This is a genomic window from Pseudaquabacterium rugosum, assembly GCF_038066575.1.
GTDB lineage: Bacteria > Pseudomonadota > Gammaproteobacteria > Burkholderiales > Burkholderiaceae_C > Pseudaquabacterium > Pseudaquabacterium rugosum.
The window spans coordinates 153686-173317 of sequence record NZ_JBBUTF010000007.1 but is presented as its reverse complement, the minus strand read 5'-3'; the positions used below and the strand labels follow the sequence as shown (position 1 = coordinate 173317).

Genomic DNA, 19632 nt, shown 5'->3' with positions numbered 1-19632 from the left:
ATGAAACCCCGACACCTGACCGATCTGCTGCTGCTGGCCACCATCTGGGGCAGCTCCTTCCTGTTCATGCGCCTGGTGGTGCCGGTCTTCGGGCCCGCGGGCACAGCCTGGCTGCGGGTGGCCGGCGCTGCGGCGCTGCTGGTGCCGATCGCGCTGTGGCGCGGCGAAGGCGCGGCCCTGCGCGAGCGCGCGCCGCAGCTGCTGCTGGTGGGCCTGACCAACTCCGCCCTGCCCTTTCTCTGCTACGCCTGGGCCGTGCAGCAGCTGCCGTCGAACCTGACGGCGGTGTTCAACGCCGGCACGCCGCTCTACACCGCGCTGCTGGCCTGGCTGTGGCTGGGCGACCGGCTGACCGGCTGGCGCATCGCCGGCCTGGTGCTGGGCTTCATCGGCGTCACCGGGCTGGCCCTGGTCAAGGCCGGTCTGCAGACCGGCCAGCTCGACCGTGCCAATGCGCTGGCGGTGGCCGCCTGCATCGCCGCCACGCTGATGTACGCGCATGCCGCCTGCTACAGCCGCAGCCGGCTGAAGGGCGTGCCGGCGATGGCCATGGCCGCCGGCTCGCAGCTGTCGGCCACGCTGGTGCTGGCCGGCCCGGCGCTGCTGACCTGGCCGGCGGTCTCCGCCACGCCGCTGCAGTGGCTGCTGATGGCGGTGCTGGCCTTTCTGTGCTCGGGCGTGGCCTACATCCTGTACTTCCGGCTGCTGGCCCAGGTCGGCGCCACCTCCGCCGCGTCGGTCACCTTCCTGGTGCCGGTGTTCGCCGCCGCCTGGGGCGCGGCGGTGCTGGGCGAGGCGGTGACGCTGCCGATGCTGGTCGGTGGCGGGGTGATCCTGGTCGGCACGGTGCTGGTGCTCGGCCTGTGGCCGCGGCGGCCGGCCGCCTAGAATCACGGGTTTTCCTCGCGCGCGCGGCCGGCCCCGTGTGCCGGGCCCGGTCCGGGTCCGGCGGCCGGCACCGCCAGTCAAAGTCAGTCAGAACAAAGGGCTCACACCGTGGCTGCCAACATCCTGCAGAAGCTTCCCCTGGGCGAGCGCGTCGGCATCGCGTTCTCCGGCGGTCTGGACACCAGCGCCGCCGTGCGCTGGATGAAGAACAAGGGCGCCGTGCCCTGCGCCTACACCGCCAACCTCGGTCAGCCGGATGAGAGCGACTACGACGACATCCCGCGCAAGGCCCTGGCCTATGGCGCCGAGATCGCCCGCCTGATCGACTGCCGTGGCCAGCTGGCCGCCGAAGGCCTGGCCGCCATCCAGTGCGGCGCCTTCCACGTGGCCACCGGTGGCGCCACCTACTTCAACACCACGCCGCTGGGCCGTGCCGTGACCGGCACCGCGCTGGTGGTGGCCATGAAGGAGGACAACGTCCACATCTGGGGCGATGGCAGCACCTTCAAGGGCAACGACATCGAGCGCTTCTACCGCTACGGCCTGCTGGCCAACCCGGCGCTGCGCATCTACAAGCCCTGGCTGGACCAGACCTTCATCGACGAGCTGGGCGGCCGCAAGGAGATGAGCGAGTTCCTCATCGCCAACGGCTTCGACTACAAGATGTCGGTCGAGAAGGCGTACAGCACCGACAGCAACATGCTGGGCGCCACGCACGAGGCCAAGGACCTGGAGTTCCTGAACGCCGGCATGCACATCGTCAAGCCCATCATGGGCGTGGCCTTCTGGCGTGACGACGTGGCGGTCAAGGCCGAGAGCGTGAGCATCGAGTTCGCCGAGGGCGTGCCGGTGGCGATCAACGGCCAGCGTCCGGGCTCGCTGGTCGCGCTCTTCGAGGAGGCCAACAAGATCGGCGGCCGCCACGGCCTGGGCATGTGCGACCAGATCGAGAACCGCATCATCGAGGCCAAGAGCCGCGGCATCTATGAAGCCCCGGGCATGGCGCTGCTGCACATCGCCTACGAGCGCCTGGTGACCGGCATCCACAACGAGGACACCATCGAGCAGTACCGCGCCAACGGCCGCCGCCTGGGCAAGCTGCTGTACCACGGCCGCTGGTTCGACCCGCAGAGCATGATGCTGCGCGAGACGGCGCAACGCTGGGTGGCCAAGGCCATCACCGGCGAGGTGACGCTGGAACTGCGCCGCGGCAACGACTACTCGATCATGAACACGGTCAGCCCCAACCTGACCTACAAGCCCGAGCGCCTGTCGATGGAGAAGGTCGAGGACGCGCCGTTCAGCCCGGCCGACCGCATCGGCCAGCTGACCATGCGCAACCTCGACATCGTCGACACCCGCGACAAGCTGGGCATCTACACCCGCACCGGCCTGCTGGGCGCGACCAGCGACGGCGCGATCCCGCTGCTGTCGTCGCCGGGCGAGGCCAGCCAGGGCTGAGCGACGGCAGACCTGCCCGGGCCTGCACAGGCGGTCCCGGGCGCCTGATGCGCCTGATGCGCCGGGTGCGCCGGGTGCGGCAGGCGCCGGCCCCGGCCTCCCGTCAGCCCGGCATCGTCATCTGCGCCAGCCAGCGCGATTCGGCGAAGGTCTTGTCCTCGTACAGGGCCTTCAGCGCGGCGGTGCTGACCGGCTCGCGCAGCGCGCGCAGCGTCCAGGCACCGGCCGCGTCGGCGCCGGCCTCGGTCCAGGCGGACTGCCACAGCCAGGCCAGGGTCACGGCGCTGTCGGCCATCGCGTCCATCGTGCGCTCGCCCAGCACCGCCCACATCGCGCGCGCCTGGCCGCGGCCGCGCACGGCCTGCCAGGTGGCCAGGATCTCGGTCGGTGGCAGGCGCGCCAGGGTGCGCTGCATCAGGCGCATCACCTGATCGGCCGCCGCCGCGGCGCCCTTGAACGGCCGCGGCGTGGCCGCCTGCGCCAGGCGCGCGGCCACGCCGGCCATCAGCGCCTCGCGGCACTGCTCCAGCATGTCGTCCTCGTAGACGGCATGCACCTCGTCATCGTCGTCCGTGCCGGTGTCGCCGTGGTGCAGGCTGGACAGGTGCAGCGGCTGGGCCGCGTCGCCCACGTGATGGGCGAGCACGCCAGCGGCACACAGATAACCGGCCAGATCACGGGCCCGCAGGCGCTCGACCATCAGCGCATGGAGCTGGGCCACGCGAAAGGGCAGCGCGCCACGGCTGCGTGGCACCGAGCGCGGATCGAGCGCATCGTGGAAGGCCGTCCAGACCTGCGGCGTGCGGCTGGCCGGGTCCTCCAACCACATCGACAGCAGCGTGCGGCCGGCGTACGGCCCGGCGCCGGGCTGGTCGATGGCGGCGAAGTGGTTGGCCGCGTCCTTGGGCCGGCGGCTGCGCCAGACCAGATCGGGCACGTCGGCCAGCGCGATGAAGCCGCTGGTCTGGGTCGCGCTCGGCAGCCGGCCGGCGGCCAGATCGCCGTCGCTGACGCCGATGGCCGCCGCGTTGGCGGCGAAGAAGGCGCGGGCGCGGGCCGACTTCAGCCGCGCGCAGGCCACCCAGCCGATGTGGTAGTGGCCGACCTTGCCCCAGTAACGGCCGAGATCGCTGTCCTCGTCGCGCAGCAGGCGCACGTCGAGCGCGCGGCAGACGCTGGCGAAGCCTGCGGCCAGCGCGAACTCGCCGCCGGTGGCCGGGCCCGCGTCCAGCCAGCCCTGACCGCCCCACTGGATGGCCAGCGGCCGCAGCGGGGCCTGCGGATCGGCGCCGGGGCCGCGCTCGCCGGGCACGTCGTGGTCCCAGAACCAGACCACGCCGGAATCGCCCGGGCGGGTGTCGACCGCGCGCTCGCCCGGCCGCGGGCCGATCAGGTACTCGGTCACGTGGTCCTGCCCACCCAGCCCGGCATGGCGGAAGAACAGGCCCTGCACCGAGCCCTCGACCCGGTGGCCGCCCGGCAGCATCGCCATCACCGGGCAGCCGATGATGCCGAGTGACAGCGTGTGCGGGCCCAGGTCCAGCGGCTCGCCCGGCGCGCCGATGCCCAGCAGGCGCGGCGTCCAGCGGTCGGCCCGCTCCAGCGGGATCAGCGCGGCGTCCAGCGTGAGGCGGGCGCGGCCGGGCGTCACGCCGGGATAGTGGTCCTCCAGCGGCACGTGGTCGACGGCACGTGCGCCGGGCCGGCCGATGCGCTGGCGGCCATCGCGCGTCAGCACCCAGACGTCGTGGCACTGGCCGCTGACGTGGCGGCTGCCCAGCGCGTAGACCGTCTCACCGTCGCTGACGAGCGCCGAGACCACGCCGGTGCGCGTCAGGCCCTGGTGCTCGGCCAGCATCTGCAGGCCCGGTCCCGGCCGGCGCACGCCGGTGCGCGCCATCGTCTCGGAGGCCAGCCGCTGAGTGCGCGGCGCCACCCGCACGACACAGGTCAGCACCTGGCGGCCGTCGGGCAGGTGCAGCAGCGGGGGCACGGCCGCGCCGGGGCGCTCGGCCAGCTGCTGCGGCTCGCACCAGGCATCGACGAAGACCAGCACCGCCGGCCAGGACCAGTCGCGCACCGCGCTGTTGGCCAGCGTGCGGGGCGGCGGCGGCACCGCGACGGCGGCGCTGGCCGCACCGGCGGGCACCGCCGCCGGGGTGGGCGCCGGCGCCAGCCAGTCGGCATCGGTGTCGCGGATGCGGTAGCGGCCCAGCGCCGTGCCCACCACATGGGGCAGGTTGGCCAGGTGCAGGTGGTAGGCGTCGCGGGCCTCGATCAGGTCCTTGAGCGACGCGGTGGCGGCGGTGTTGCCGCGGGTGAAACGGTGGGCCAAGCGCAGGTCTCCCGGCGCCGTGCGCCGGGACCGACCCGACGGCAGGCGGCACCGCTGATCCGCGATGCTAGGCGGTGGCCGGCCGCGCCACCGCACCGAGCCCCGCAGGCCCGGGGGCTGCGGACCGGGGGCGCAGAGGCCGCTCAGGCCGTGGTCAGCGGCGCGGTGCAGCAGGTCTGGACGAAGGCCACCAGACGGTCGGCATCGAAGGCGACGGACGGCAGCCCCGGCCGGTAGCCCAGCTGTTCGAGCAGACCGGGCGGCAGCTCGTCGCGGTGGCGCAGGGCCATCCACTCGCCGGCGAACTGCAGGCGGTCGGAGTGACGCTGGCCACGCAGCTGGATCGCCGCGTGGCGCGGATCGCGCGCGATGACCTCGAAGCGCTGCCGCACCCGCCGGCGATCGCCTTCGAGCACCTGCACGAAGAAGCCGTCGAGCAGCAGCAGTCCGCCGGTCAGGCCCAGCAGGCGGTTGCGGTTGTGGGCGGTGCGGATGATGTCGTGGCAATCGCGCGGGCCGACGCCGGGCGAGGCCCGGCTGACATAGACCAGTTGCTCGTACATGGGTGTTTCCTTGAAGCCTGTGCCGGTCGCGGGCATCAGGAGAGGCCGGTGACGGGCACCGGCGGCGCGGGCCATGACGGCCAGCCATCGCGCAAGGCCTCCAGCACCTGCTGTGGTGGCCGTGGCGCACTGAACAGATAGCCCTGGATCTCGCTGCAGCCACAGGCCTGCACGGTGGCCAGCTGCTCCGGCGTCTCGACGCCCTCGGCCACGGTGCTCATGCCGAGGGCATGGCCCAGCGTGCTGATGGCCTGCAGCACCGCCCGCGCATCGTCGCGCGCCGCGGCATCGACGACGAAGCTGCGGTCGATCTTGAGCACATCGAAGGGGAAGCGGCGCAGGTAGGCCAGCGACGAATAGCCGGTGCCGAAATCATCGAGGGCGAGCCGGATGCCGCGCTCGCGCAGGCCGTGCAGCAGGCTGCCGACCTGCTCCGGATCATCGATCAGGCCGGCCTCGGTGATCTCCAGCTCCAGCCGCTGCGGCGGCAGGCCGCTGGCCCGCAGGGCGTCGAAGACGTCCTGGGCCAGGCCGCGCGCGCGCAGCTGGCGGGCCGAGACGTTGACCGCCACGCGCAGCGGCTGCGGCCACTGCGCCGCCTGGCGGCAGGCCTCGTGCAGCACCCAGCGGCCGATCGGCACGATCAGGCCGCTGCGCTCGGCCAGCGGGATGAACTCGGCCGGGCTGATCGGCCCCAGCTCGGGATGACGCCAGCGCAGCAGGGCCTCCAGGCCCTGGACCTGGCCGTCGCCCATCCGCACCTGGGGCTGGAAGACCAGCGCCAGATCTCCCCGCGCGACGGCCTCGTGCAGGCGGGATTCGAGCTGGCGCTCGCGGCCCTGCTGCCGCCCCATCGCCGGCTCGTAGAAGCACTGCTGGTCGCCGCCCAGGGACTTGGCCGCGCGGGCCGCGAGCTCGGCGGCCCGCAGCAGCGCATCGGCCTCGGTGGCATCCCAGGGCGCGACCGCGATGCCGATGCTGGCGCTGACGGTCAGGGCCGGGTCCGGTCCGTCCGCGCGCGCCGGCACGCAGGGCAGGTGCAGCCGCGCCGCCAGATCCCGTGCCAGCGCGGCCACCCCGCCCGACGACTCCCCCTGGGGCACCGCCCACACGAACACGTCGTCACCGGCCCGGCCGAGCAGCGCGGCCGGGCCGGCCAGCGCCCGCAGGCGCCCGGCCATCGTCGTCAACACGGCGTCGCCGGTGTCCAGCCCGTGGGCCTCGTTGACGGCCTGGAAGCGGTCCAGGTCGACCCACAGCAACGTCAGCTCCTCCTGCGGCGCCTGCGCCAGGCGGGCGGCCAGCAGGCGACGGAAGGCCGGCCGCTGGCACAGGCCGGTCAGGGCATCCAGCGGCAGGGGGTCGGACGGCGCGCAAGAGGTCATCGGTCAGCAGTCGCACAGGGCCGGCGGCACCGTCGGTGCCGCATCGTTCCCGCAAGGTCGGCAGAACGGCGGCCGACTTGATCCGGAAGGTCCCCCCGGATGGGCAGGGGCGGGCCGGACATCGCGCTCCGGGAAGCGCCCCGGGGCGGGCCTGGCATCCCTCGGCATCCAGCCGGACCCGTCAGCGGGCCGCGGCGCTGGCTGCGCCTGGCGCGCAGCCCGTCACGCTCGGCCGGGCGGCATGCGCACCGGGCCCCCGCGGACCGCCCTCGCCCCCTGCAGCGCGGCCGCGAACAACCGATGTGGGCAGCATCGCCCTGATGCTCGCCCCACCTCCGATGCCGCACACCCCCGCCCCTGCCGTGCTGTCCGCCCTGGGCACCACCCAGGTGCTCTCGCTGTGCGCCGCGCTGTTCGCCGCGGTGCTCACGGCCGTCGGCGGTGCCACCTGGTGGCATTTGCGCCAACGTCAGTGGCTGCTGCTGACCGTCAGCGCGACCATCGGCGCCGTCTACTACGGCCTGGAGGTGCGGCTGGCCCACATCCCGCCCTTGACGCTGACGGCGCTGCTGCTGTCGATGCTGGTCTGGGGCCTGGCGCTGGAGGCCTTCGCGCTGGCCCTGGAGCTCGACCGCGGGGCCCGCCAGCGCCTGCGCGTGGCCAGCGCACTGGTGTTCGGCGCGACGGCCGGCGCGATGGCGCTGACGACGCTCTCCCGCCCCTGGGCCAATGCCGCCTACGACCTGCTGCTGGTCGGCTGCGTCGCGCTGGCCTGGCGCCATGGGCGCCTGCGCAGCCACCGGGCGGTGGCCGCCATGCTGCTGGCCCATCCGCTGCTGACCGTCGCCTGCCTGGCCGGCGCCTACACCGAGATCGAACTGCGTTACGGACGGGTGCTGCTGGGCCTGGCCGCGATGCTGGTGATGCTGGTCGAGGGGCTGATGGTGCTGCAGGCACGCACCCGGCGCAGCGTGCGCGCGCTGCAGCGCACCCAGGACCGCCTGCACACGCTGGTGGACACGCTGATGCAGGGCACGCAGGACGTGGCCGCCGCCGGCGACACCATGTCCGGCAATGCCCAGTCGCTGGCCATGCGCACCGATGAGCAGACGCTGCAGCTCAAGGCCAGCGAGGGCGAGGTGCGTGCACTCAGCGGCCGCGTCAGCCAGACCGCCGAGCTGGCCACGCGCGTGCGCAGCCACTGCGAGCAGCTGCGCGAACAGGGCCACGCCGGCAGCCAGGCCGCCGATGCGGCCGAGCAGGCGATGGCCCGCATCCAGCAGGCCGCCGGCGCGATGCGCGAGAGCCTGTCGGCGATCGAGGGCGTGGCCTTCCAGACCAATCTGCTGGCGCTCAACGCGGCCGTCGAGGCCGCTCGCGCGGGCGAGGCCGGCCGCGGCTTCGCCGTCGTCGCCGCCGAGGTGCGCACGCTGGCGCAGCGCAGCGCGCAGATGGCCGAGGCGGTGCGCGCCCAGATCCGCCGCACGACCGAGCTGGCCGATGACGGCGCACGCGAGGTCAGCGCACTGCACCGCACGCTGGGCCAGACCTGCGAAGCCGTCGACAGCGTGGCCGGCCACATGGGCCGCCTCAATGACGACGCCCAGGACCAGGCGCAGGCCCTGCAGGGGGTGCTCGACGGGCTGGTGCGGATCACCGAGCTGACGGACGCCAACGCGGCCATGGTGGCCGGCTCGGTGATGGCCTCGCAGGCCATGCACGAGAGCGCCGAGCGCCTGCGCGAGGCGGTGGCCGCCGAAGGCATGCTGGCCGACGATGCGCCGGCGTCGACCGAGACGTCGACCTCGCACTCGCACTCGCACTCGCACTCGTACTCGTACTCGACCGAGACATCGCCCCCGGCCCGGACATCGACCGCGGCCCGCAGCCCGCGGGACGCCGCGCAGCGGCAGGCCGGACCGGCGGCCCCGCCGGCCACGACGGGCAGTTCGGTCGACTTCTTCTGACGCCGCGGGCCCGGTGCGGCCCGAGGGATCAGCCCAGCGCGGCCAGCCCCCGCGCCAGATCGGCCTGCAGATCGGCCACGGCCTCCAGGCCGATGCACAGCCGCACCAGGTGGCCGTCCAGGCCGCGGCGGTCCTCGCGCATCAGGCGCAGGTCGTAGGGCACGGCCAGGCTGACCGGCCCGCCCCAGCTGTAGCCGATGCGAAACAGCTGCAGCCCGTCGACGAAACCGTCGACCTGGGCGGCGCTCAGCGCCGGATCGAGCAGGACCGAGAAGATGCCGGCCGCCGCGGTGCAGTGCGTGGCCCAGTGCGCATGGCCGGGGGCGTCCGGCAAGGCCGGATGCAGCACGCGGGCGACGCGCGGCTGGCCGGCCAGCCACTGCGCCAGCTGGCGGGCGGCCGCGTCCTGTGCGTGGTAGCGCAGCGCCACGGTCGGCAGCCCGCGCAGCACCGCCTCCACGTCATTGGCCGCCACGCCCAGGCCGAGCCGACCGTGGGTGGCCAGGATGCGCCGGTGCAGCGCCTCGTCGCGGGTGACGATGCTGCCCATCAGCACATCGGCGCCGCCCGAGGGGTACTTGGTCAGCGCGTGCATGCTGATGTCGACACCGCAGCGCCCGCCCTGGCCATCGTCCGCCAGATCGAAGGCCCGCAGCGCCAGGCCCGCGCCCCAGGTGTTGTCGAGCGCGGTGATCGCGCCGTGGGTGCGGGCGGCGGCCAGCAGGCCGGTCAGGTCGGGGAACTCCATCGTCACCGAGCCGGCGGCCTCCAGCCAGACCAGGCGGGTGCGCGGCCGGCCGTCGGCCTGCTGCGCCGGCTCGGCGGCCAGGGCGTCGGCCAGCGTCTGCGGCTGCAGGGGGTCGTACAGGCGGTGGCTGATGCCCCAGTCGGCCAGTTCGTGGCGCGCCAGCTCGCGCGAGGGGCCGTAGACATTGGCGGGCAGGAACAGCACGTCGCCCGTGCGCAGCAGCGCCTGGTTGACGGTGGCGATGGCGGCGAGGCCGGACGGTGCCAGCACGCAGTGCGTGCCGCCCTCGAGGGTGGCCAGCCGTTCCTCCAGCGTGTAGGTGGTCGGCGTGCCCCTCAGTCCGTAGGTGTAGACGCCACGCTGTGTCCAGTGGCGTGCACGCATGGCGGCCACATCGGGGAAGCAGACGGTCGAGCCCTTGAAGACACCCGGCGGCACGGCGTCCCAGCCTTCGGGGGCGCGGTAGGGGTGGTGGATCAGGCCGGTGATCGGCTCCAGGGGGGGCTTCGGGGCTTGGCTCATCGGGGCCATGCTACCGAAGGCCGGGGGTGGGGAGGCTTGGCGAGGTTGTTCGCTGGGCGGGCGATCGCTGGCCGCAGACCTGCGCGAGGGCCGAGGTCACCGGGTGGCCGGATCACTCCGTGTCCCCCGGGCCTGCGGCCCTCCTCCTTGACCTGCGTGATCCAGCCACCCGGCGCCCTCGCCCCCGTGAAGCACCCCGCAGGTCCACGGTCGCAGACACCGCAGGTCCACGGTCGGCACGTCCACGGTCGCAGACCTCGCGTGCCGAGGTCATCGCCGAGCGCCGGGATGGGGTGCCCCCTTTCACGCAAGTCAAGGAGGAGCCCGAGGCCCGCAGGGCCGAGGGCGGGGGACATGGAGTGAAAGGGGGCACCCCATCCCGGCGCGCCCGCTCCGACCCCACCCACCAGCCAGCCAGCCAGCCAAGGAGCCAGCAGAACGAACGTCAGACCGTCAGACCGGCAACCCGATCAGGTCATGCCCCTCGACCGCGATGATCCGGGCCTTGGTGAACTCACCGACCTTCAGCGTCTTGCTGGCCTTCTCCGGCGGCAGCAGACGCACGGTGCCATCGATCTCCGGCGCATCGGCGAAGCTGCGGCCGCGGCCGCCCTTGCGACCGAGTGCCGGCGCATGATCGACCAGCACCTGCATCGTCGCACCCACCCGACGCGCCAGACGCTGCACCGACACCTCCTCGGCCACCGCCATGAAACGCGCCCGACGCTCCTCACGCAAGGCGTCAGGCAGCGCGCCCGGCAGCTCGTTGGCCGCCGCACCCGTCACCGGCGAGTAGGCGAAGCAACCCGCGCGGTCGATCTGCGCCGCGCGCACGAAGTCCAGCAGATGCTCGAACTCCGCTTCCGTCTCGCCCGGAAAACCGGCGATGAAGGTGCTGCGGATGACCAGATCCGGGCAGGCCTCGCGCCAGGCCAGCAGACGGTCCAGGTTCTTCTCGCCCGAGGCCGGCCGCTTCATGCGCCGCAGCACGTCGGGATGGCTGTGCTGGAACGGCACGTCCAGGTAGGGCAGGATCAGGCCGTCGCGCATCAGCGGCAGCAGCTCGTCCACGTGCGGATACGGGTAGACGTAGTGCAGCCGCACCCAGGCGCCGTGCTTGCCCGCCAGCTCGGCCAGCGCGATGCACAGCTCGGTCATGCGGGTCCTGACCGGACGGCCGTCCCAGAAACCGGTGCGGTACTTGACGTCGACACCGTAGGCGCTCGTGTCCTGGCTGACGACCAGCAGCTCCTTGACGCCGCTCTCGAACAGCGCCTGCGCCTCCTTCAGCACATCGCCGACCGGACGCGAGACCAGATCGCCGCGCATGCTGGGGATGATGCAGAAGGTGCAGCGGTGGTTGCAGCCCTCGCTGATCTTCAGGTAGGCGTAGTGCCGCGGCGTCAGCTTGATGCCGGCCTCGCCGCGGAACTGGCTGCGCACCTCGGGCAGCAGGTCGACGAAGGGATCGTGCGGCTTGGGCACATGGGTGTGGACGGCGTCCATCACCTCCTGCGTGGCATGCGGCCCGGTGACGGCCAGCACCTTGGGATGCACCTGCTGCACCAGGTTGCCGCCACCGTCGCCGGCCTTGGCACCGAGACAGCCGGTGACGATCACCTTGCCGTTGGCCGCCAGCGCCTCGCCGATGGTGTCCAGGCTTTCCTTCACGGCATCATCGATGAAGCCGCAGGTGTTGACGATCACCAGATCGGCGCCCTCGAAGGTCTTGCTGGTCGCATAGCCTTCGGCGCTGAGCTGGGTCAGGATCAGTTCGGAATCCGTCAGCGCCTTCGGACAACCGAGACTGACGAAGCCGATCTTGGGGGCCGCAGCGGCTGCGTGCGGCGCGGGGGAGGAGTCTGCGCTCATGCCCCGATTGTCGGCGATGTCCGCCGCGCACCGGGAAACGGGCCCGGCGTCGGGTCGCGAAACCCGGTCCCGGCGTCGTAGACTGCACTGGAGTCGGGCACGCGCAGTATCACGCCCTGATCCAGCCCACGCCTGCGCCGCATGCCCCCACGCCCTCGTCCTGTCGCGTCCGCGCCCCGCTGTCCGGGCCGTCGGCGCCGCCTTGCCGCCGATGCAGCCGACGCCACCGGTATCGCCGGCGCCATGACCCCGCACCCGTGGGCCCGGGCGGCTGGCCTGGCACGGGCGCTGGCCGGGGGCCTGGTGCCGGTGCTCGGCACCGCCGCGCTGGCACAGCCGGCGGCCGCCGGAGCGGCCGGCGCGCTCGGCACCGATGTCACCCTCTGGGGCCCCTGGCTGGGGGCGGCGCTCGGCATCGTCGGGGCGGGCTGGGCCTTGCTGGCCCAGCTGCGGCTGCAAGGCCTGCGCCGGGCCCACGCCCGTGTCGAGGCCGAACGCGAGGCCGCCGCCGTCCAGGCCCGGCGCCTGTCACGCCAGCTCGACGCCACGCTGGCCGCCCTGCCCGACCTGCTGTTCGAATTCGATCTGGCCGGGCGCTACGTGGCGGTCCATGTGGGCCAGGATTCGGCGCTGCTGGCCGCCGCGCCGCAGCACATCATCGGCCGGCGGGTCGATGACCTGCTGCCGCCCGCGGCGGCGGCCATCGTCCATGAATCGCTCGCCGCCGCGCAGCTTCACGGCCGCGACCAGGGCCGCCGCATCCAGCTGACCCTGCCGGACGGACAGGCGCGCTGGTTCGAACTGGCCTCCGGACGCAAGACGGCCGCCGGCCAGGACGATGACGAGCACGTGCTGATGCTGTCGCGGGACATCACCGCCCTGGTAGAGGCCGAGCAGCAACTGGCCCTGCTGCGGCATGAACTGCAGGACTGCCACCAGGCGGCCCGCTTCCAGCCGCTGTTCGAGCAGGCGCCCGCCGCACTGGCGGTGCTGCGCGACGGCGGCATCGTCGACGCCAACCCGGCCTTCCGGGCCCTGGCCGGTCCGGTGACGCCGGGCATGCCGATCGCCGACTGGTGCCAGCGCGGGCTCAGCGATGCCCAGGTGCTCGGCAGCCTCGCCCACAGCTGGTTGTGGACCGGCGGCCAGGGGCCCGACGGGGCCCTGCTGCCGGTGCTGCACCTGCCCTGGCGCGACGGCGACGGCCGGCGCCGCCTGCTGCAGCTCCATGGGCGGCGCAGCGCCACGGGCTGCGTGCTGGGCCTGTGCGACCTGTCCCTGGAGGCGCAGGACGCCGAGCTGGCCCGCGCCGAGACGCGGGCCATGAACCTGCAGCTGCAGTGGTTGGCCACCAGCTGGCGGGCCCCGCTGCAGCGCCTGGGCACCGCCCTCGGCCCGCTGGCGGGACAGGGCGCGGCGGCCGAATCCTGGCAACTGCTGCAGGACCTGCAGCTGCTGCTGGACGCGGTGACCGAGCCGCCATCGCCCCCGGCGCACGATGCCGCCCCGGGCAGCACCCGGAGCCCGGCCCCGTCCGGCGGCAACGGCCATGACGAGACCCCCGCCCCCCTGGGCCTGCTGGCGGCCGAGGCCCTGCAGCGCCTGGCCCGTGCCGGCCGCGCCCGTCATCGGGAGCTGGTGCTGCAGGTCGACCCGGCCGTCGACGACTGGCGGGTGGCCACGCCCACGCTCTGGCGGGCGCTGCTGCTCGGCCTGGGCCATGCGGTGCTGCAGGCCTCGGCCGATGCCGGGGCGCTGGTGGTGACGCTGGGGCCGTCGCCGGACACCCCGCCCGGTGGACCGCCCCGGGAGGCCCGCAGCGGATCGACCGGCCCCGGCGGACCGGCACGCGAGGGTGACGCGGCGCTCGGCGGGCCTGGCGCACAGGCCGCACCGGGTGGACCGGCCGAGGGCCCCGCGGAAGGCCCCGCCGAAGGGCGGCTGCGGCTGGAGCTGACCCTGCAGAGCGCGGCCGCACGCCCGGGCACGCCGGCCGGACGGCCGTCATCGACACCCCCCGCCGCCCTGCGCGCGACCGCCTGCCTGGCCGAATCGCTGGCCCGTGCGCTGTGTGAGCGCCTGGGCGGGCGCTGGATGCGGCAGGAGATCACCGCCGCCGATGGCCCGGCCGACGACGCCCCGTGGCAGCTCGATCTGCCCTGCCGCCGTCACACCGGCCCCGAGCGGCGGCCACCCGCGCAGGCCACCGGCGATGGCGACGGCCTCGCGGCCGCACCGTCCCGGACGGCCCTGGCCGCCCTGTCCGGCCTGCGGGCCCTGGTGATCGACGACCTGCCACCGGCCCGCCAGGCGCTGCAGCAGCGGCTGCAGGCGGCCGGACTGACGGTGACCGCCGTCGATGACGCCGCCCATGCGCTGGCGCGTCTGGTCACCGAGCAGGCCGGCGAGCAGGCCCCCGCCCTGATCTGCATCGATGCGCAGATGCCGGACATGGACGGCACGGCGCTGGGTCTGGCCATCCGCGCCCTGCAGCTGCCGGGGCCTCCGCTGCTGGCACTGTTCAGCCCGCCGACCGTGGGTGGCCCGCTGCCCGAAGGCTTCGACGCGCGGCTGGACAAGCCGCTGCAACCCCGCCAGCTCGACCATCTGCTGCAACGGCTCCTCGCCGTGCGCTCGCCACCGGAGGCCGGGCCCGGCGAGAGCCGGGAGGAGCGCTCGCCGGACCGGCCACCGGAGCTTCCGGTCGGGCCCGTCGCCGGCGCCGCCGCGGCCCCGGACGCGGCCGCCGGGATCGCGCCCGTGCCGGCCGCCGCCCCGGCGCCTTCACGGCGGCCCCATGTGCTGGTCGTCGACGACAACGCCTTGAACCGGGAGGTGGCGGCCGATGCGCTGCGCCATGCGGGCATCGAGGTGTCGACCGCCGAGGACGGCCTGATGGCACTGGAATGGCTGGAGCACCACACGCCCGATCTGGTGCTGATGGACGTGCAGATGCCGCGGCTCGACGGCGTGCGCACGACCGAGGTGCTGCGCCAGATGCCGGCGCTGCACCGGGTCCCGGTGATCGCCCTGACGGCCAACGGCGCCGAGGAAGACCGCCAGCGCTGCCTGGCGGCCGGCATGGACGATCACCTGTGCAAGCCGGTCCTCCCGACCAGCCTCGTGCTGCAGGTCGGGCACTGGCTGCAGCACGGCCGGCGCGCACCGGTGGCGCCGCCGCCGCCGGCCGAGGCCGTGCTGATCGACCTGCAACGCGGCCTGATGCTGTGCGGCGGGGGGCAGGCGCTGTACCGGGCCATGCTCAACCACTTCGTCGACCACCAGCCCGCGGCGCGCGCGCGCTTGCAGCAGGCCTGGGCCGCGGCGGACAGCCGGCTGGTCGGCCATCTGGTCCACACGCTCAAGGGCTCGGCCGCGCAGATCGGCGCGCTGCGGCTGCAACAGGCCTGCGAGACGGTCGAAGCCGGCTGGACGACGGCCTCGGCCCTGGCCTGCGGCCACGGCGCGGCGGCCGGAGCGGGAGGCGCGGGCGGAGCGGACCCCGGCGATCCGGCCGAAGGCGTGGACGGCGCGGACGGCGCCGCCGATCACCTCACGGCCGCGGACGCCCAGACGCTGCTGCGGATCTGGGATGCGTCGGTGGCGGCGGCGCGGCAGCACCTGTCGGCGGACCCGCGCCAGGGCGCCGATCCTCGGGCGGGTCGGCCGTAGCATCGGCTGGTGGGAGGCGCCGATGGCCGGAGGCCGTCGCCACGCCATCCCTTCCACGGCCGCCCATCCGGCCATACCAGCCCGTATCAGCCCCGATCGGCCCCTGTCGGCCGACCCGCCACCCCTGCCGCCCCATGATCCTGCAAGGCCTGCACCATGTGGCCGTGATCGCGTCGGACTACGCGCGCTCGCGGCATTTCTACACCGCCATCCTCGGCCTGCGCGTGCAGGCCGAGCACCACCGCGCCGCGCGCGATTCCTGGAAGTGCGATCTGGCCCTGCCTGACGGCGGACAGATCGAGCTCTTCTCGTTTCCGTCGCCACCGGCGCGGCCGAGCCGGCCCGAGGCCTGCGGCGCACGCCACATCGCCTTCGTCGTCGCCGACGTGGCGGCGGCCAAGGCCGAGCTGGAGGCCGCCGGCGTGGCCGTCGAGCCGATCCGCATCGACGAATACACCGGCCGCGCCTACACCTTCTTCGCCGACCCCGACGGGCTGCCGCTGGAGCTCTACGAACAGGCGCCGGCCGGGGACTGAGCCCGCGCACGCGCCGGTGCCCGGCCCGCGTCCGGACACCGCAAACGCCTGCCGGACCGCCGGTGTGGGGCGTCGCCGCCCGGTATCAACCGCAGCGACCGCCTGCGCCCACCGGCCACGGCCTCCCGGAACGCCCCGGGCGTGGGCGTGGGCGGGGCGGACGCCCGCCAGGGCTCAGGCGCGGCGGCGCGGCGCCTTCTTGGCCGGCGGCGGGGCCGGCGGCGCGTCGGGATTGGTCGAGAACAGCTTGGCGGCGCGGCCCTTGAGCTCCAGCAGCTCGCTCGGCGTGATCGAGTAGCGGCGGCCGACGACGTCGACCTCGACGCGGAATTCGACGTCGCGGCTGCCGTTGCTCAGCGTGCCGCAGGTGAAGTCGTAGTCGTCGCGCTCGGCCGGAAAGCCGTCGTCTTCCAGGTCGTGGTCCTCGTAACGGACGTCGGTGATCTCGCCGCTGGCCAGGTCGAGCAGGCCACGGCTCTGGATCACCTCGTCGTCCATTTCGTCCTGGATGGTGATGGGCAGTTTCAGGTCCATGAGGGGTCGGACGGCCCGGCCTTGGGTGCGGCCGCCGTCGGGAATGAGCAAAAAAGGGGGCGCATGTTGCCACAGGCCGGCGGCGGCTCGGCCCGACCGCCGCCGGGCCGGGTCCGGTCCGGCCTCCGGTCACAGCTCAGGCCTGGGCGGAGACGAACACGCCGGTGGACTGCAGCATCACCGCGCTGAGCAGGCGCAGGTGCAGCACCTGCAGACTGCCCTGCGGCCGGCAGCCGACGACCTCGGCCACCGCCTCCAGGGCCTGGTCGAGCAGCCACACACGCTGGCCCGGCTCGATCGGCTGCGGCACATAGACGCTGGCGCCGGTCAGCGACAGGTCGCGCCAGCGCACCGGCAGGGCCGGCGCCGGCCAGCCGACGTGCAGGCTGGCCACATGGCCCTGGTCACGCCGCACCGCGTCGCGGCGGCCGAACAGCTCCTGGCCCTGGCGCCCCGGCTGGGGCAGCGGGGCCAGCGGCGCCTGGCAGCGGGCGCAGCGGCTGTCGGGCCGCAGCGTCAGCAGATTGGCATGGCCGCACAGCGGGCAGACATGGCGCGGCGGCAGCGGGCTCAGGCGCAGACCGCTGCCGTCGCCGCGTTCGGGCCAGGGCACGGGCCAGGCACTGCTGCGGCTGCCGGGGTGATCGTCCGCGCTGGCGTCGTCGGGCCGGCGGCCGGCGGGGGCGCCGGGGGCGCCGGACGCCTCGGCGGACGACGCCGCGGCCGAGGCGTCGGCGTCGGCGGCGGCACCGGCCCGTGCGCCCGGCGGCGGGTCGGCACCGGGGCCTGAGCCGGCCCCCGACGCCGCAGCCGGACCGGCAGCCGGCCCCGCGCCGGTGCCGGCCTGGCCGTAGGCGGCCTGGGCCCGGCGGGCGGCAAAGGGCTGGAAGCCGTCCGTCGGCGCGCGGCGGCTGGGACCGCGGGCGCTGGCGCCGGCGTGGCCGCCGGGGTCATCCTGGGCGTCGAGCGCGCCGCGTGCGGCCTCGGTCTGGCGGCGCAGGCGGGCGTCGTAGTCGGCGCGGCGCAGCGGATCGGACAACACATGCCAGGCGGCGTTGACCATGGCCGCCTCGGTGTGGCGGCCGCCGAGATCGGGATGGGTGCGCAGCTGCAGCATCAGCGTGCGGTAGCTGGCCTTGATGACCTCGATCGGCGCCTCGGGCTGCACGTGCAGGACGCGGTAGTGGTTGCGCCGGTTGTCCGCGCAAGCGTCGTTCAGCGGGTCGTCAGGGGGATCGGACATGCGCGTGGGCGGCCAGACGGGTGGGACGGGCAAGGAACAGCACCCGGCCACTGTTCGACCTTATCGGACAACGGCCGGCGGGCTTGAGCGGCGTCAGGCGCGTGCATCGCGGCGGTGCGTGCACGGCGGATGCGGCCGTGCCGTGCGCACGCGGGTCCGGGTGGCGAGAGCGGTGGTACGCGTGGCGGCGCACGGGCCGCACGGGCCGCACAGGCCGCACGGATCCATCGCCCATCGCCCAGCTCCCATCTGCCAAGCGCCCCCCGGCAATCGGCGATGATCCCGCCCATGTCCGCGCGCCCCGCCCTGCCCGCCCCTGACGTCAGCCCCGCCGGCCCCGTCAGCCCCGTCAGCCCCGTCAGCCCCGTCAGCCCCGCCAGCCCCGCCGGCCTGCCCGGCCCTGACACGCGCCGCCGCCTGCGCCGGCTCACGCGATGAGCCGGCTGATCGTCGGCCCCTTCAACCGGGTGGAAGGGGACCTGGAGGTGCAGCTGACGCTGGCCGAGGGCCAGGTGGCCGAGGCCCGCGTGGTCTCGACCATGTACCGCGGCTTCGAGCAGATGCTGCCGGGCCGGCCGGCGGCCGACGCGCTGGCCATCGTGCCGCGCATCTGCGGCATCTGCTCGGTCAGCCAGTCGGTGGCCGCGGCGCTGGCGCTGGCCGATGCCATCGGCGTGCAGCCGCCGCCCAACGGCCGCCTGGCGCTGAACCTGATGGCGGCGACCGAGAACGCGGCCGATCACCTGAGCCACTTCTACCTGTTCTTCCTGCCCGACTTCACGCGGCCGGTCTATGCCGACCGGCCCTGGCATGCCGAGGCGCTGGCGCGCTGGGCGCCGCTGCAGGGCCGTCAGCAGCGGGCGGCGATCGCCGCCCGCCAGCGCTGGTTCACACTGCTGGGCACGCTCGGCGGGCGCTGGCCGCACACGCACGGCGTGCGCCCGGGCGGCAGCACGCGCGCGATCGACGCGGCCGAGCGCCTGCGCCTGATCACCCGGGTGCGCGAGCTGCGCGGCTTTCTCGAACGCGATCTGCTGGGCGACACGCCGCTGGAGCCCTGGCTGGCGCTGGCCGACGCGGGCGCCCTGGCCGCCTGGGTCGACGCCGCGCCCGACCGCGGCGACCTGCGCCTGTGGTGGCGCATCGCCGACGATCTGGCGCTGCAGCGGCTCGGCCTCAGCCACACGGTGATGCTGTGCCACGGCGCCTATGCGCAGCCGGGTGGCGGCTGGGCGCTGCCGCGCGGCACCTGGCGGGCGGGCGATGCCGCCGCCCGCCCCTTCGATCCGGCCGCCGTCACCGAGGACAGCGCCCACGCCTGGCTCAACGCGGGCGAGACCGCCGCGCGCCATCCGGCCCAGGGCCAGACCCTGCCGGCGGCCGACAAGCCCGGCGCCTACACCTGGAACAAGGCGCCGCGCCTGGCCGGAGAGGTGGCCGAATGCGGCGCCATCGCCCGGGCACTGGTCGGCGGCGTGCCGCTGCTGCACGACCTCGTCGCACGTGACGGCGTGGGCGCCACCCAGCGCGTGCTGGCGCGGGTGCGCGAGCTGTGCCAGCTGGTGGTCTGGATGGAGGACTGGCTGCGCGCGCTGCGCCCGGGCGAGCCCTTCCACACCGAGCACGCCTGGCCCGACCAGGCCGAGGGCTGCGGCCTGACCGAGGCCGCCCGCGGCGCGCTCGGCCACTGGCTGCGCATCGAGCAGGGCCGCCTGGCGCACTACCAGATCATCGCGCCGACGAGCTGGAACTTCTCGCCGCGCGACCGCGACGGCCGCCCCGGCGCGCTGGAGGCCGCCCTCGTCGGCGCGCCGGTGCGCCCGGGCGAGACCACGCCGGTGGCGGTGCAGCACATCGTGCGCAGCTTCGACCCCTGCATGGTCTGCACCGTGCACTGAGGGCCGGC

The 19632-nt window shown here is 74.5% G+C and carries 13 protein-coding genes; 6 read left to right on the top strand and 7 right to left on the bottom strand.

Annotation, left to right across the window (positions count from 1 at the left end):
• Both AACH11_RS09510 and argG read left to right on the top strand, forming a co-directional pair.
• Window positions 1-888 carry a DMT family transporter gene (locus tag AACH11_RS09510; protein ID WP_341373976.1) on the top strand — a complete coding sequence of 296 codons (888 nt, stop codon included), beginning with the start codon at window positions 1-3 and terminating at the stop codon, window positions 886-888.
• A 108-nt stretch (window positions 889-996) separates the two neighbouring features.
• Window positions 997-2349, top strand: coding sequence for an argininosuccinate synthase (argG, locus tag AACH11_RS09505; RefSeq protein ID WP_341373975.1), 1353 nt, complete (start codon window positions 997-999; stop codon window positions 2347-2349).
• Window positions 2350-2452: 103 nt separating this feature from the next.
• Here the strand turns inward: argG and AACH11_RS09500 are convergent, their stop codons facing one another.
• The 3 genes from AACH11_RS09500 to AACH11_RS09490 form a co-directional block, all read right to left on the bottom strand.
• Window positions 2453-4684, bottom strand: coding sequence for a phospholipase C/P1 nuclease family protein (locus tag AACH11_RS09500; protein ID WP_341373974.1), 2232 nt, complete (start codon window positions 4682-4684; stop codon window positions 2453-2455).
• A 143-nt stretch (window positions 4685-4827) separates the two neighbouring features.
• On the bottom strand, window positions 4828-5247 hold the full coding sequence (locus AACH11_RS09495) for a BLUF domain-containing protein (protein WP_341373973.1): 420 nt from the start codon (window positions 5245-5247) through the stop codon (window positions 4828-4830).
• A gap of 35 nt (window positions 5248-5282) precedes the next feature.
• The gene (locus AACH11_RS09490) at window positions 5283-6632 is read right to left on the bottom strand and encodes a putative bifunctional diguanylate cyclase/phosphodiesterase (protein WP_341373972.1); all 1350 of its coding nucleotides are present in this window, start codon (window positions 6630-6632) and stop codon (window positions 5283-5285) included.
• 338 nt (window positions 6633-6970) lie between these two features.
• Here AACH11_RS09490 and AACH11_RS09485 point away from each other — a divergent pair, with 338 nt between their 5' ends.
• Window positions 6971-8599: a methyl-accepting chemotaxis protein gene (locus AACH11_RS09485; protein ID WP_341373971.1), complete on the top strand. Its 1629-nt coding sequence runs from the start codon at window positions 6971-6973 to the stop codon at window positions 8597-8599.
• Window positions 8600-8627: 28 nt separating this feature from the next.
• Here the strand turns inward: AACH11_RS09485 and AACH11_RS09480 are convergent, their stop codons facing one another.
• On the bottom strand, window positions 8628-9869 hold the full coding sequence (locus AACH11_RS09480) for a PLP-dependent transferase (RefSeq protein WP_341373970.1): 1242 nt from the start codon (window positions 9867-9869) through the stop codon (window positions 8628-8630).
• A gap of 453 nt (window positions 9870-10322) precedes the next feature.
• Window positions 10323-11741 (bottom strand): 30S ribosomal protein S12 methylthiotransferase RimO, encoded by a 1419-nt coding sequence (gene rimO / locus AACH11_RS09475; protein ID WP_341373969.1) that lies wholly within the window; start codon window positions 11739-11741, stop codon window positions 10323-10325.
• Window positions 11742-11984: 243 nt separating this feature from the next.
• Here rimO and AACH11_RS09470 point away from each other — a divergent pair, with 243 nt between their 5' ends.
• Entirely contained in the window at window positions 11985-15413 is a 3429-nt protein-coding gene (locus AACH11_RS09470) for a response regulator (RefSeq protein ID WP_341373968.1), read from the top strand.
• A gap of 134 nt (window positions 15414-15547) precedes the next feature.
• Window positions 15548-15949, top strand: coding sequence for an SMU1112c/YaeR family gloxylase I-like metalloprotein (gene gloA2, locus AACH11_RS09465; RefSeq protein WP_341373967.1), 402 nt, complete (start codon window positions 15548-15550; stop codon window positions 15947-15949).
• 174 nt (window positions 15950-16123) lie between these two features.
• On the opposite strand, the gene AACH11_RS09460 is transcribed toward gloA2, so the two are convergent.
• Both AACH11_RS09460 and AACH11_RS09455 read right to left on the bottom strand, forming a co-directional pair.
• Window positions 16124-16483 (bottom strand): hypothetical protein, encoded by a 360-nt coding sequence (locus tag AACH11_RS09460; protein ID WP_341373966.1) that lies wholly within the window; start codon window positions 16481-16483, stop codon window positions 16124-16126.
• A gap of 136 nt (window positions 16484-16619) precedes the next feature.
• On the bottom strand, window positions 16620-17726 hold the full coding sequence (locus AACH11_RS09455; protein WP_341373965.1) for a DnaJ domain-containing protein: 1107 nt from the start codon (window positions 17724-17726) through the stop codon (window positions 16620-16622).
• 434 nt (window positions 17727-18160) lie between these two features.
• Here AACH11_RS09455 and AACH11_RS09450 point away from each other — a divergent pair, with 434 nt between their 5' ends.
• Window positions 18161-19624 carry a nickel-dependent hydrogenase large subunit gene (locus AACH11_RS09450; RefSeq protein ID WP_341373964.1) on the top strand — a complete coding sequence of 488 codons (1464 nt, stop codon included), beginning with the start codon at window positions 18161-18163 and terminating at the stop codon, window positions 19622-19624.
• Window positions 19625-19632 lie beyond the last annotated feature (8 nt).